Origin of the sequence: Zymomonas mobilis subsp. pomaceae ATCC 29192 (assembly GCF_000218875.1) — a bacterium.
Taxonomy (GTDB): Bacteria; Pseudomonadota; Alphaproteobacteria; order Sphingomonadales; family Sphingomonadaceae; genus Zymomonas; species Zymomonas pomaceae.
Map to the genome: position 1 here is coordinate 1954748 of NC_015709.1, position 14414 is coordinate 1969161.

10 protein-coding genes are annotated in these 14414 nt (G+C 44.3%); 4 read left to right on the forward strand and 6 right to left on the reverse strand.

Translation table 11 applies throughout. The annotated features are described in order from the left end of the window. Positions 1-3: 3 nt before the first annotated feature. Complete coding sequence (locus ZYMOP_RS08690) at positions 4-2172, reverse strand: protein-disulfide reductase DsbD family protein (protein ID WP_013934952.1); 2169 nt, start codon at positions 2170-2172, stop codon at positions 4-6. Between the two features lie 145 nt (positions 2173-2317). Between ZYMOP_RS08690 and ggt the strand changes: the two genes are divergently transcribed. Further along, entirely contained in the window at positions 2318-4096 is a 1779-nt protein-coding gene (gene ggt, locus ZYMOP_RS08695) for a gamma-glutamyltransferase (protein WP_013934953.1), read from the forward strand. A 25-nt stretch (positions 4097-4121) separates the two neighbouring features. On the opposite strand, the gene ctrA is transcribed toward ggt, so the two are convergent. The 5 genes from ctrA to ZYMOP_RS08720 form a co-directional block, all read right to left on the reverse strand. Then, positions 4122-4820 (reverse strand): response regulator transcription factor CtrA, encoded by a 699-nt coding sequence (ctrA, locus tag ZYMOP_RS08700; protein ID WP_013934954.1) that lies wholly within the window; start codon positions 4818-4820, stop codon positions 4122-4124. Positions 4821-5011: 191 nt separating this feature from the next. Continuing rightward, a complete protein-coding gene (locus ZYMOP_RS08705; protein WP_013934955.1) occupies positions 5012-5701 on the reverse strand; it encodes a hypothetical protein in 690 nt (229 codons plus the stop codon). Between the two features lie 9 nt (positions 5702-5710). After that, a complete protein-coding gene (locus ZYMOP_RS08710; RefSeq protein ID WP_013934956.1) occupies positions 5711-6988 on the reverse strand; it encodes a toxic anion resistance protein in 1278 nt (425 codons plus the stop codon). A gap of 82 nt (positions 6989-7070) precedes the next feature. After that, entirely contained in the window at positions 7071-7994 is a 924-nt protein-coding gene (gene era / locus ZYMOP_RS08715; RefSeq protein ID WP_013934957.1) for a GTPase Era, read from the reverse strand. Between the two features lie 413 nt (positions 7995-8407). Further along, entirely contained in the window at positions 8408-9748 is a 1341-nt protein-coding gene (locus ZYMOP_RS08720; protein ID WP_013934958.1) for an aspartate aminotransferase family protein, read from the reverse strand. A 218-nt stretch (positions 9749-9966) separates the two neighbouring features. Here ZYMOP_RS08720 and ZYMOP_RS08725 point away from each other — a divergent pair, with 218 nt between their 5' ends. The 3 genes from ZYMOP_RS08725 (at position 9967) to eat (ending at position 14412) form a co-directional block, all read left to right on the forward strand. After that, positions 9967-10977: a phosphotransferase enzyme family protein gene (locus ZYMOP_RS08725; RefSeq protein ID WP_013934959.1), complete on the forward strand. Its 1011-nt coding sequence runs from the start codon at positions 9967-9969 to the stop codon at positions 10975-10977. A gap of 214 nt (positions 10978-11191) precedes the next feature. After that, on the forward strand, positions 11192-12262 hold the full coding sequence (gene qhpR / locus ZYMOP_RS08730; protein ID WP_013934960.1) for an AraC-like transcriptional regulator QhpR: 1071 nt from the start codon (positions 11192-11194) through the stop codon (positions 12260-12262). A gap of 725 nt (positions 12263-12987) precedes the next feature. Continuing rightward, positions 12988-14412 carry an ethanolamine permease gene (eat, locus tag ZYMOP_RS08735; RefSeq protein WP_013934961.1) on the forward strand — a complete coding sequence of 475 codons (1425 nt, stop codon included), beginning with the start codon at positions 12988-12990 and terminating at the stop codon, positions 14410-14412. Positions 14413-14414: the final 2 nt, after the last annotated feature.

The window sequence follows — 14414 nt, forward strand, 5'->3', positions numbered from 1 at the left end:
TTTCTAAGCTTTTATTTCAGATTTTCCCAAATTTTGTAACAAGGCAGGGGTCAATATTTGCGGTAGAATCTGAACAGTCCCTTCCGAGGGATAATAAAGATAAAGCGGCACACCTGAACGGTTCAACGCGCCTAAAAAATGGGTGATTTCAGGATCGCCATTTGTCCAATCGCCTTGCAACACCGTAATGCCCCGATTTTGAAAGGCTTGTCGGGTGGCGGGGCGATCAATCGCCATCTTCTCATTCACTTTACAACTTAAGCACCAGTCTGCTGAGAGATAAACAAAAACCGGTTTTTTATCCTGACGAAGTTTGTCCAAGGTGTTTTGGCTAAAAGGTAAATCCCGATTGTCAGGATGGGCTATTGGGATTCTCTCTTGCCGAGGATCAGCTGGGGCGAAGCTGGCGACAAATGTCGTAAAAACCAGAGCAATAATAGCAGGTATGAAACTAAAATTTTTGCCGTGATTTTGGCGTTTTCCTGTCCACCACAAGCCTAAGACCGCAATTAAGAAGGCCGATAAAGCAATGATAAGGCCATCTGATCCGATTTGATGGCCTAATATCCATCCTAACCATAGCGCCGTTATAAACATCGGAATGGAAAGAAGATGGCGAAGTACAGACATCCATGCGCCGGGACGAGGCAGCAAGCGACGGACAGAAGGCAGAAAGCCGATCGCTAAAAAGGGTAAGGCAATACCCAAACCAAGGCCTGCAAAAATTATTAAGGCCTCAATAGGAGGCAGCATTAAGGCTATACCCATGGCTGCTGCCATAAAAGGGCCGGTGCAAGGGGTGGCAACAAAAGCAGCGAGCGCACCAGTTACAAAGGCGCCTGACAAACTATCTTGCTGGGTATTCCTGCCACCATTCAAGCTTGGTAATTCAAACAAACCCGCAAGATTGAAGCCAATAAGCCCCGTTAAAATCATAAGCGCCAAGACGACATGCGGATATTGTAGTTGGAAAGCCCATCCTACCGCATGTCCCCCCGCCCGCAATATCAGAAGTCCGCCGCCCAAGCCTAAACAAACCAATATAACACCGGCGGTATAGGCCAAGGCTTCCAGGCGATGCGCTTTTTCAGAAGAATGGGCGCGGGCAAGGCTAAGGGCTTTCAGACTTAAAATCGGAAAGACACAGGGCATAATATTTAAAATAAGTCCACCCAAAATAGCGCCGCCTAAAGAGAACCATAAAACAGAATTTGATAAGGGCGTTGCCTTCGGTAAATCCTGAATAAAGGCTTTTGAAGGTTCCATCTGTGTTGGATTGGCGGCTAGGATGACTTCTGATTTCTCAGGGACATAAAAATCAGCTCTTTTAGCTTTAATCTCTATCCCCTGATCGGGCGCAAGACGCAAAACACCTTCTAAAGACTTGGGGGGCGTGCTTGGGCTATATAAAGGTAAGGTTATAAATAGCGTATTATTTTTATGGGTGATTTGTTGCTTGCCCGTGTAATCAAGAACACCTTCTCGATAAGGAAAAAACCATATCCCTTTGGCGCTGATATTGATCTTTTCTGATGCGGGATAAGGTAATTTAAGAACAAGCTGATCCTGTTTTTGTGTGAATAAGGCTTGATCCGACGAGACTTTAGGAAGAGCACTCCGCCAATAGTCAAATTTATGCTGCTCTTCTAAAGAAAGGGCACCCTCCCCAATATGCAATAAGGTCGTAAGTGTAGCCGTTTCTGGAACGCAAGCCGTATCAGTACAAGATAGCCAATTCAACTTGACCGAGAGGGGGATAGGGGTACCTTTATTCAGACCCGCCGGAATTTTAATATCCGTCAACTCGGCATAATCCCGAGCATAAATATAGCTCATTAACCCTGCCGTCACCATCCTTTCAGGGACAGGATAGTGCAAAATACCCGCAGAAACGCCTTGGGGAAGCGTCCAGATCGCCTGCGTTTCCTGACCGGCATCACCACCGTTTTTCCAATAGCCATGCCAGCCTTTTTTAGGGGACATTACCAATGCCAAGGTAACAACGCTATTACTCCGTGGCGTCAAGGTCTCGGCTACCAAGCGGGGTTCGATATGTAGGCTCTGATCTGTCACAGAATGAGCCGATGCCGCGTAAAAGGGTAAGGAAAGAAGTGTTAAAACGCCTAACATCAAAATACGGAATAGGCGCGCAGGCGATAAGGATTGGATCATAACCCCAAAAATTACAAACTCTTACAACTAAAGCAAGAAAGAATGTTTATCGTATAACAATGTTTTATTGGGGGGTGGTTGTTAGTATCGCTTTCTTGTAAGCTTTTTTTTCAAAATAGATTTCAAGATACAGAAAGAATAAAAAATGCGTTCTTCGGGACTGTATCGGTTTTTGGTGACTTTATCTACTTCGGTCACCTTTTTTTGTGGCAGTGCGCTATCGGCCCGTCTGCCACAGGCTATAACACAACCCTCCAAGGCTCGTTCTTTAAAAACAGCCCCCTCCGCCTTCTCGGCTTTACCCAAAAGAGCTTTTGCTTCTCATGCTATGGTAGCCGCGGCCAATCCCTTAGCGGTCAAAGCGGGCATTTCCATTCTGAAATTGGGTGGCAATGCTGTTGATGCAGCGGTCGCGATACAGACTGTATTAGGTTTGGTTGAACCGCAAAGCTCTGGTATCTCAGGCGGCGCTTTTATTACCTATTATGATGCCAAAACCCACAAGGTAACGGCTTATAATGGTCGTGAAACGGCCCCCATGGGTGCGACGCCTGATATGTTTTTAGGAGAAGATAAAAAGCCGATACCCTTTGAAACCGCTGTACTGTCTGGCCGTTCAACGGGTGTTCCCGGTGCGATGGCGATGTTAGCTATGGCGCAAAAAGAGCATGGGCGGCTGACATGGTCGCGCTTATTTAAGCCCGCGATTCAGCTCGCAAGCCAAGGCTTTGTTGTTTCTCCTCGTTTGGCAGGCATGATTAATGGTTCTACGCCGCAGGCCGCAACCGAAGATGCAACCCGCTATTTTACCAAAAAAGATGGAACACGTTATCAAGCGGGTGACATCTTAAAAAATCCAGAATATGCCGATACTTTGACGGCTATTGCGGAAGAGGGCGTTTCTGCGCTTTTGACGGGATCTATCGCTCAGGCCATAGTCTATAAACTGCATCAAAATCCCTTGGGCAGCAGCATGACGTTGGCCGACATGGCGAATTATCGCCCCCAATCCGGCCCTGCATTATGTCGTCCTTATCGTGTCTATGTCGTGTGCACGCCTAATGCGCCCTCTGGTGGCGTCGGTTTACAGGAAGCGTTGGGGTTATTAGCCCATACGGATATTGCTGATCGTGGCCCCAATGACCCTCGCGCATGGTTGGAATTTGCCGAGGCTAGCCGGCTTGCTTATGCAGATCGGGATTATTATGTCGGCGATCCCGATTTTGTAAAAGTACCCGTTGCAGGTTTGCTAGATCCTCAATATTTGAGCGAGCGGGCTCAATTGATAGGCGACAAAGCAATGCCAGAAGCGCCCTTGCATGGCGAACCACAGGGTGCCCCTTTTTATAAAACCGATACAACTGTTGAGCCCGGGGGCACAACGCATATTGTTATCGTCGATAGGGAAGGCAACGCCTTGTCCATGACAACGACCGTAGAAAATATCTTTGGTTCTGGAAGAATGGTAAGAGGCTTTTTTCTGAATAATCAGTTGACTGATTTTTCTTTTTCGCCCTTGTCATCTGATCAAACACCTGCCGCTAATGCTGTAGCGGGAGGGAAAAGACCCCGTTCAACAATGGCCCCCGTTATTGTTCTCGATAAAAATGGAAAATTTGTTGCCGCTTTGGGCTCTCCGGGGGGCCGTGCCATTCAAGCTTATAATCTAAAGGGAGTCGTTGCTTTACTCGACTGGAATATGGCAGCAGATAAAGCGCTTGCCCTACCTAACCTCATTGCTCATGGCGATCATTTTTTCTCTGATCCATTTCCTGCTAAAATTTCACAAGGTCTAGCGGGCTTGGGGGTAAAGCTTGAGCCAACGGAACATGAACAATCAGGTCTTCAGGCGATTATCAAACGCGGTAATCAATATGAAGGCGGGGCAGATGTCAGACGGGAAGGCACGGCCATAGGCTTCTGATAGAAAAGAAAAATAAAAATAGGGGCTAGGCGGTTTTGTCTTCTGATCCTTCAGGATCACGTAGGATATAACCGCGTCCCCATACCGTTTCGATATGGTTTTCATTGGGACAAACTTTTAATAATTTTTTTCTAAGCTTACAGATAAAAACATCAATAATTTTGAGTTCTGGCTCATCCATCCCGCCATAAAGATGATTAAGAAACATTTCTTTGGTGATAGTTGTGCCTTTCCGTAAGGAAAGCAGTTCCAGCATGGCATATTCTTTGCCCGTAAGATGAACGGGCTTGTTATTCACTTCGACAGTTTTGCTATCAAGATTGACGGTTAATCGACCGGTTTTGATAATAGATTGAGAATGCCCTTGAGAACGTCGTACCACAGCTTGAATGCGTGCTACCAATTCTTCCCGATGGAAAGGTTTCGTCAGATAATCATCTGCTCCGAAACCCAACGCCCGCACCTTGGAATCCATTTCGGCAATACCGGATAAAATGATAACCGGCGTTTTAACTTGTGCTGTGCGTAGATTTTTTAAGACTTCATAGCCATGCATGTCAGGTAAATTCAGATCAAGACAAATAATATCGTAATCATAGAGTTTACCAAGGTCTATGCCTTCTTCTCCAAGATCCGTTATATAGACATTGAATCCTTCTTTTTTTAAAATAAGTTCGATAGATTTGGCAGTTGTAGGCTCATCTTCTATCAATAAGACACGCATTATTACTTCATCCCTGTTAATCTGCGATATTATTATTGTCACGGACAGGCCGGAATACGCCTTCCCAAGGTGTACAAGCCATTTTTTTCAAGAATATCACAGCCAATATAAAGGAAAAGAGAAATAATAGTCGCTATTTTATAATTATTTATTCTCATTCTCTGTAACAATGAAATTGATCTAATATTTAACTATAATTGAGGATCTGTTTTATATTTTAATTCTAAAAAGCGTTGTTGTGTTGCTAATTTATCAAGATCATGGCTGGCCAAATCCTGCTCAATTCTCTCTAATGCCTGATTAATAACATCCAATCCGGCAGTTAATTGGGAATCTGGACTTTTCATACCTTCTCTTGCCTCTTTTCTGAGGCTTTCAGGCAAGTCAACATACCCTTGTACTAATTCCGGCAATTCTTCACTGACGAGCTTACGAATTTGAAGAGCAGCAGGATTTTGTTCAGGTAAATTGTCAACAGCGGGCGTCAAGCGAGAAAGCTTTTGCCCAATGGCATCGGCAAAACGCCTTGCGGGTGCTGGCAACGCCGGTTTTTGAGCCGATAGCCAAGTTGCCGTACGATCAGGCAAAAGTTTTAGCGGTTGTTTTTGCAATTCTTCGACCTTGGGCGGTTGCACGGGTCTAATCGTAAGCACGGCCAAGAGACTTCCCAAAAGAAGCGCGAATAGCGTTAAGATAATGCCTGAGGTACCTAAGGGATGCACCATGCCAATAATCAACGCTATCATGACAATAGCCGCATCGGTTGCCACTAAACGCTTAAGCCGTCTTCCCATCAATCGGGCTTGTTGAGGAAGTTTTTCAGCCCGATAGCGTTGTAAAACAGCCTGTGCTTCTTGCAATACCTGTTGATTACTGGCCATGAAGCCTCCTTAGACGGGTTTGAAAGGATCAGAAGAAACGGGATTAGATGTCGATGCTGGCACGCCGCTATCTATCGGTTTAATCCTATCCGTTAACTGGGCATTAGTCTGGCTTTGAGCATTGCTGGCCCCTTGGGCGCGGGCAATATAGCCCCGTGATTTTTCGACCTCATCGGTCAAGGCATCTACGGTCTGCTTCATCGAAGAAAGTGCTTGCACCTTATATTGATCGATAGAATCCATCGTTGCATAAATATTACTGAATGCCCGTTTTAAGGTATCCAAAGGAATAGTCGCTGACGCAGCCTGTTTTTGGATTTCACCCGTCTGGTTTTTCAGCATTTCACCTGTGGCATCAATGATATTGGCGGTTGTCGTATTGAGAGCGTTAATCTGTTCCAATACCAATTTTTGATTAGTAAGCGCTTGGGCAACAGTAACCGCGGTTCTAAGCGCGGCAACGGTGGTGGTCGATGCCCGATCAACGCCTTTAATCAACTCGATATTGTTTTTACGCACTAAATCAAGCGCCAGATACCCCTGAACACTGACCGCTAACTGGGTTAAAAGGTCTGTGACCCGCTGGCGGACATAGAAAAGGGCACTTTCGCGGATTGTTTTGGCTTTGGCCGGATCGCTAATATCAAGGTCATGCGCTTTCGCTTCCAGCTGGGTATCCAGCGTTTTAGCCATATAAATCATTTGTTCCAATCGTTCCAGACTGGCCCAGAGCGTTTGCCTTTCTACATCGATAGCCGCATTATCTTTCAGTAATTCATCCTTACCACTTTCAAGACGGGCAAGGATTGTGCTGATATGCGATTGTGCTGATTTATAGCTATCAAAATAATCACGCAGTTTGTTGCCAAAAGGCAAAATACCAAAAAGCTTTTTGGGGGCAGTTAAATTACCCTGACGCGCGGGATCAAGGTCTTCTATCACCCGCCGTAATTGCGCGAGATCGGTGCCCACATGGCCGTCACCATCCATCGCCTTAACAGGACGATCCAAAAAACGGTTGGATTGAGTAGCGGCTACTCTGATTTCGTTGCGTCCCAGATTGATAATAGAATCAACCCTTTTCCCAAATTCAGGACTATTAGGATTTTGTGCAACTAAATCTTCAATAAAGCCGCTAACCTTTGCTTCTAATTGACTTTTCTGTTCATCTTTCAGAGGGACAAGGCCATCCGCTTTTTCCGGGGCAACATTCGGCACGGGGGTGGGAGGCGTTAATTTTAGATCGCCCTCTTGTCCATTCGTTGTTGCGCCGTTTTCTGCGGTCATACGCTTATTCTCCTGATAGGGTTCCTAGAAAAGAAGGTGGCCTTTTATTTTTGTTCTTCAATAGTCAAGGAAGAAGGTTAAATTATTTAACCCAATCCAATCCGATTTCACTGTAAAGGCCACGGTCTTCATCCCATTTCGGGCTAACCTTCACATGAAGAAAAAGATGCACTTTACAACCAAGGAGCTTTGACAATTCTGTGCGGGCTACACTGCCGATTTCTTTTAATCTTGCCCCGTGATGGCCAACAACGATGGCTTTTTGGGATTCTCTGGCAATCAGAATCTGTTGATAGATCGCCACCGAGCCATCCGCCCGTTCTTCATATTTTTCGGTCTCGACTGCGGCGGCATAAGGTAATTCATCATGAAGCTGCAAAAAGATTTGTTCACGCGTAATTTCAGCAGCCATCATGCGATCAGTAACATCTGAAACTTGATCTTCAGGGAAATGCCATGGGCCAACCGGCATCATATTGGCTAAAGCCTGCCGTAAATCGTCAATGCCGTCACCGGTGGTCGCCGAAACCATGAACAATTCTTTAGGTTCTAATTCGGTATAAAGCTTTTGCGCTAAGGCCAATAATTCTGCTTTGGGGGTAATATCTACTTTATTAAGGATAACGATTTTAGGTTCACTTCGCGCTTTCAGCGCTTCTATAAGCGGTTCGGTGCGCCGCGTTATTCCGGATGTTGCGTCAATAACGAGCGCTACAAGATCGGCACCTTCCGCGCCGCCCCATGCAGCAGCCACCATCGCACGATCAAACCGCTTGCGTGGCGTAAATATTCCCGGTGTATCAATCAACAGAATCTGGGTTTGTCCTGCCAGCGCAATGCCCATTAAACGCGTACGGGTTGTTTGGGCTTTTGGACTTATAATGGCAATTTTTTGACCGACCAAGGCATTGACCAAGGTCGATTTACCCGCATTTGGTGCCCCGACAATGGCTACCAAGCCGCAATGTTGTTCAGTCTCGGAGGAGGAGGTATGCATATCTTTCATGACTTCTTCATAGAGAGAATAAAGGCTGAAAGGAATAAAGAACTGCTTCTCCTTTAATCTGGGTATTTTTCGTTATCGTTTTTTGGATTTTGAGTGCTGATATTGGGTTTGCAAAGGTCATAAAAAACAAGGGTCAAACATGTTTCGATAACAAAAATTTGTGAACAGCAGAACGTATTCCCAAGCAAGCGTACCCACTTAACGGAACCCGTCCTTAAAAAGACCTGAATACCGGCATTACTATTTTGCCCCTTGTTGATTGAAAGATAGTCTGAATTCGGTATATTTTTTGTGAAGTCAAAACGTCCTAACCGGCTGTTATCGGTTTGTAATCATAGAAAAAAGGCAGCTTACTTCCGATATAAATTTGAACAGAAGTAAACCGCCTTTTTCTCCTATTTGTAACTGATCAACTAATGGCCTAAACGCGTTAGACTCCGATCAAGAGCCCCCGTCAGCCAGTCAATATCTCCCGATTGAAAGGCGAGAGGCGGGCGCAGTTTCAAAACATTGCCATAAGGACCCGCAACCGATGTCAAAATATGCTCATCACGCAGCGCCTCAATAAGATCTAAAGCTAGCGCCTTATCCGGTTCTCTCGTCGTCCGATCTTTGACTAATTCAAATCCGATAAAAAGACCGGCACCGCGAACATCCCCAACAGCGTCATGCTTGTCTTGCAAGGTACGTAGTTCGGCAAGCAATTGACTTCCTACCTTTTGCGTATGCTCTTGAAGTTTTTCTGTTTTAATAACATCAAGAACGGCACTGGCCGCCGCCATTGAAACCGGATTTCCGCCAAATGTATTGAAATAGGGGACATGGTTACTGAAAGCTTCCATCACCTCCTGACGAGCAAAAAGGCCCGATACAGGAATACCATTGCCCATGGGTTTTCCCGTTGTTATTACGTCAGGAACCAAACCATGGCGCCCGAATCCCCAAAAAGATTCACCCGTTCGCGCGAAACCGGGCTGAACTTCATCGGCAATGAAAATTCCGCCATTACGATGTACAACATCAATAGAGGGTTTTAAAAATCCTGCTTCACCGGGAAAAACGCCATCGGATGAAAAAATAGAATCCGCCATAAATCCAGCAAATTTGATGCCATGGGCCTTCATATCATCAATTTGTTTTTGCATTTCGGCCGCAAACCATGCACCCGCATCTTGCCCTTGTAAGCGGTAATGGTCTGGCGCTGATACAAGACGAGTAGTAGCGGCAAGGGCCTGCCCACTGCCTAGCGCTGGGGAGGCCCCAGATGTCAAAGCGCTCGTGCCATGATACGCTTCTTGTGTCACAATGATACCGGTTCCACCTGACCAAGCATGGGCAATACGCATCGCCAGATCGTTAGCTTCTGAACCCGTACACATGTACATGGCACGATTGATCTCATCTGGCATCGTTGCCAAGATGGATTCTGAATAATCAAGAATTGTCTCGTGCAAATAACGGGTATGGGTATTCAGTTTGCCCATTTGTTGCTGGACAGCTTCAATGACGGCTGGATGACAATGTCCAATACTGGCAACATTATTATAAACATCCAGATATTTTTCTCCCTCTCTATCCCAAAGATAGGCCCCTTTTCCGCGGACCAAATGGACAGGGCGACGATAAAAGAGACGGTAAGAGGCTCCCAACAGATTTTGACGGCGTTTTGTTAAGGAACGCGTTGCTTCATCCAGACCGGCAGCATGCTCTTCCCGAAAACTGTTCGTATCCATAATGGTCGAACGACTTGTCACAGGCTCTTCCTCTTCAGGATTAGAATAAAAACTAATATTCCAATTATGGCGCTGTGGTATGAAATAAACTTGACTATAGGGGACATTATTAATTTTTTTATGTCAATAATTCGTGCTTTTCCTTTTTTGCGGTCAAAAAAGGGTTCCCTCCAGACAAGTCCTCTCTCTTCATCTCCTTATCATGGTGACAGACAAAATGACATTTAGGAGTCTGTTACATGAATTCCAGACATGCCGATCATCTTAGTACGCTGGTTCTTTCTCAACTCGCGTCACAGGCTATGAATGCTTATTCTAGTGCCTATCAAGGAAAAATCCGTCTCTTAACCCGTTCGGAAAATGCTACTTTTCATATCGCTACGCCCTCAGGCACTTCTTATGCACTCCGTCTTCATCGCCCGCATTATCATGACAAACAAAATATCGCCGGAGAATTAGCCTGGTTAAGCGCGTTACAACAGGACATGGGATTGACCGTTCCACAGCCGATTGCAGATAATAACGGAGAAAAAATTCAAACGCTTCAGGCACCGGATGGCACTAGCCGCTATGCTGTCCTTTTCAACTGGGTGGACGGCGAAATGCCAACCGCCAATCTTGATCCTACTTTATTTCAACAGCTTGGAGAAATCACGGCCCATCTTCATCGTCATAGCCGACAATGGGAAAAATCCAAGGATTTCAGTCGTCTGGTTTGGGATCATGAAAGCATGGTGGGGCCTGATGCCCATTGGGGCGATTGGCATATAACCCCCGGCCTTGATAAAGAAGACATAGCCATCATGGATAAAGCTATAGAGAATATTGGCCAATCCTTAAAAGTCTTTGGTAAATCCGCTTCTCGCTACGGACTTATCCATGCCGATTTAAGATTGACGAATATACTTCTTCACGAAGGCACCACAAGAGTCATTGATTTTGACGATTGTGGAACAGGATGGTTTTTGCATGATCTGGCGGCGGCCATCAGTTTTGAAGAGCATCATCCTAGCGCCCCTCTATGGGTAGAAAACTGGCTCAAAGGTTATGAACGGGTTCAGCCCCTTTCCAAAGAAGAGATTAATATTCTTCCCGCTCTCTTCATCCAAAGACGGATACAGATGACAGCTTGGGTGGGATCCCATGCCGATACTGATATGGCGCGTAGTTTGGGAAAAGACTGGCTGGCACATACCGTTCGTCTGTGCCGCCGCTATTTGGAAGGGGATAAAATGCCTATAGGCGCTTGATACGCTTCATAATTCTTTTCTGAACAGATTCTGTTTTTCAGCTTTCATTCTCTTTATTTATAAAATTACTCTATATTTAAAAGCGAAGAATTTTTAAAATTTATTATTGCATTAATATGACATAATATGATCATATTAATGTTGGGTAATAATTTAGTCATGGACATGGACTTGATTAACCTGATGAAACTGAATGCAATGAAAGTCTGAGAACATGACATCTTTTCTAAATACAGCTTTCTCTCAAACAGTTTCTTCTTTCGATGAAGTGCATCATGGTGTTTTGGCTGCTGCCGGAAATGGGCTTGGAGATTTCATCCGTAAAAAAGGGGGGGATGCCGATCGCGTATTCGAAACATGTGGTGTTGATCCGGCTCTTATGGGTCGCCCGACCCAAAGCCTTAGTCTGACCAATTATTGCCATCTTATGGAAGAAGCCGCGACGAATTCAGGCAATGGCAATTTTGGTCTTCACTACGGAAAACAGTTTCTACCTCAGAATCTTGGATTGATTGGTTATATCGGTCTGGCTTCTCCCACCTTGGGCGATGCCCTTTTAAACGTAGCAAGCGATTTCCAATGGCATCAGCATGATACATTAACGCGTTTTGTCAAACGGGAAAATCTATGGCATTTTGAATATCAAGTCCGACATGGGGCGATTACAAAAAAACGCCAAGATGCTGAACTTTCTATGGGTATGATTCTTAATATCGTTCGCAGCGCTCTTGGTTCAAAATGGGCACCACAAGAAATTAATTTTGAACATTATCGACCGGAACAGGCGCATGAACATGAGCAGATATTTAATGCGCCGGTCTGGTTTGAACAGCCCTATAATTCGATTGTTTTATCAACCAAAGACCTTATGCATCCTATGCCGGGATATGAACCCGTTTTGTTGACTGTTATGCGTGAAACCATTCGGCGGCTTAATCGCCATAATGTGCCACAGTCTTTTCCAGAACAGGTTCGCGCCATTATTCGAATCATGCTTCCCCATGATAGTTTTTCTCTTGAAAAAATTTCGGAAAAAATGGCGATAACTCCTTGGACGCTTCAACGTCGGTTGAAAGAAGAAGGGGTTACATTTCTTTCTCTCGTTGATTTAGTCCGTCAAGAAATGGCTGTTGACTATATGAAACAGACCCATCTGACGATTTCTGATATTACCTTCATGCTGGGATATTCAGAGGTTTGCGCGCTTTCCCGCGCTTTCCGACGGTGGTTTGGGATGAGTCCTCGCGCATGGCGTAAAAACTATGCCGCCAATATACATTCTTAATTTTTAATAGATGCGGGTAAAAAAACTCAATCATATAGCGAGTGCCCTTAATCGAGCGGCCTTCAATCAATATAGTCCCTTTATAAATAAAAATCAGCCTGGCCCAGTAAAATTGGACATCTGAATAACACCCCTGTCTTTAAGGTTAATTCTTAAATAGTCTTTTGGTGGGGGTAGGAGTTTCATTAAGTCAGTATATGCATTGGTAAGCTGAAGAAATCTCTCTTCTAAAGAGGCCGTTCACTCGGTTTACGTTATAAAGAGTATTAAAAGCAGTTTCTTTCAAGCTTTAGATATACACGTAATCCATTCTCAATAGTTGAATAATTTTTAGTATTTTTGGTATTTTTATAAATATTAATGATATTCTTTTATATAAGAATATTATTATATTAACAATTTATCTTAAAAAGAATAAAATTTCATAATGTAGTATAATTTATATTAATTAAATATATTAAAAAATACATATAATTTAATATTTTTATATATAAAATATTTTAATTTTATAAAAAATTTCCCTTATGTCCAAGTTTTTCATAGAAATATTATAAATTTCTCAAAATAATCAGTTTTTTTATAAAAAAACAACAAATTGTCATGAAAGATTAAATACATTTTTAAAAAAACAACAAATTGTCATGATGGGTAAAGTTTATATGCTTTCATTGCTGATATGGTTTTCGTGATTATCGGAAAATCCGGCAAAAGGCGAGTTATCAGAAATGTCAGAAAAATCTCTGAACCTTTCAAAAACACTAGGTTCTTTTCATTTATGGGGTATCGCTGTTGGCCTTGTCATTTCAGGGGAATATTTTGGCTGGAGTTATGGCTGGGCAACCGCGGGCACATTGGGATTCCTGATTGCAACAGTCATTGTCTCCATGATTTATACCAGCTTTATTTTTAGCTTTACAGAATTGACCTGTTCTATTCCCCAAGCAGGCGGACCGTTTGCCTATAGTTTTCGTGCTCTAGGGAAATGGGGTGGTGTCATAGCCGGAATGGCAACACTCGTAGAATTTCTGTTTGCGCCCCCTGCCATTGCTTTGGCGATCGGCTCTTATCTCAATGTCCAGTTTCCCTATCTCTCTCCGAAAATGGCTGCCGTCTGCGCCTATGTCGTCTTTATGAGTTTGAATATCATCGGGGTAAAAGTCGCCGCAACATTCGAACTTTTTATCACATTAGCGGCTATTTTCGAACTTTTTGTCTTTATGGGCGTCGTCGCGCCTGCTTTTTCATGGAGTCAGTTTCTTCATGATGGATGGGGATCCACAAGCCATTTCAATTTTCAGGCGATTGAAGGAATATTCGCTGCCGTACCTTTTGCTATCTGGTTTTTTCTGGCGATTGAAGGGGTCGCTATGGCGGCTGAAGAGGCCCGTAATCCCCGTAAGTCTATTCCTGTCGCTTATACGGCGGGCATCCTGACCCTTGTGTCTTTGGCCTTCGGTGTGATGATCTTTGCGGGCGGTTCTATGGATTGGCATCAATTAGCCAATCTGAATGACCCTCTGCCACAAGCGATGAAGCATGTCGTCGGTGCACATAGCGGTTGGCTTCATATGCTGGTTTTCCTTGGTCTTTTTGGACTGGTTTCTTCCTTGCACGGGATCATAATGGGATATGGCCGTCAGATTTTTGCTTTATCCAGAGCAGGCTTTCTACCGGCCTTTTTGGGGAAATTGCATCTTCAACTCCAAACCCCTTATGTTGCGACTATTGCAGGCGGATTAGTCGGGATTGCGGCCATTTTTGCCGATGATTTTGCTTCTTTCGGTGGCCACTCACTCACAGCTATTCTAGTGACTATGTCTGTTCTTGGCTCACTAACTATGTATGTGCTGAGTATGATTAGTTTATTCCGACTTCGCCGTACAATGCCTGATCTACCTCGCCCGTATAAAGCCCCCTTTTATCCTTTTTTACCTGCATTTGCGTTGGTAGGCGCTCTATTCCTTCTTGCCGCCGTTATTTATTATAACCTCGGTATTTCTTTGATTTACATGCTCTTGATGCTCTTTGTGTGCCCGATTTGTCTCTATATCTACAAACAGAATGGAAAATCAGAAAAGATAAAAACGCCTGTATCCTCCGCCTTTGAAGCCGAAGGCATGGAAAAAGCCTCTGTTACTAAAATTTCCTAATC

Bases quoted from the DNA above. Each gene is read 5' to 3' on its own strand.
- ZYMOP_RS08690 (WP_013934952.1), bottom strand. From the start codon at position 2,172: ATGATCCAATCCTTATCGCCTGCGCGCCTATTCCGTATTTTGATGTTA.
- ggt (WP_013934953.1), top strand. From the start codon at position 2,318: ATGCGTTCTTCGGGACTGTATCGGTTTTTGGTGACTTTATCTACTTCG.
- ctrA (WP_013934954.1), bottom strand. From the start codon at position 4,820: ATGCGTGTCTTATTGATAGAAGATGAGCCTACAACTGCCAAATCTATC.
- ZYMOP_RS08705 (WP_013934955.1), bottom strand. From the start codon at position 5,701: ATGGCCAGTAATCAACAGGTATTGCAAGAAGCACAGGCTGTTTTACAA.
- ZYMOP_RS08710 (WP_013934956.1), bottom strand. From the start codon at position 6,988: ATGACCGCAGAAAACGGCGCAACAACGAATGGACAAGAGGGCGATCTA.
- era (WP_013934957.1), bottom strand. From the start codon at position 7,994: ATGAAAGATATGCATACCTCCTCCTCCGAGACTGAACAACATTGCGGC.
- ZYMOP_RS08725 (WP_013934959.1), top strand. From the start codon at position 9,967: ATGAATTCCAGACATGCCGATCATCTTAGTACGCTGGTTCTTTCTCAA.
- qhpR (WP_013934960.1), top strand. From the start codon at position 11,192: ATGACATCTTTTCTAAATACAGCTTTCTCTCAAACAGTTTCTTCTTTC.
- eat (WP_013934961.1), top strand. From the start codon at position 12,988: ATGTCAGAAAAATCTCTGAACCTTTCAAAAACACTAGGTTCTTTTCAT.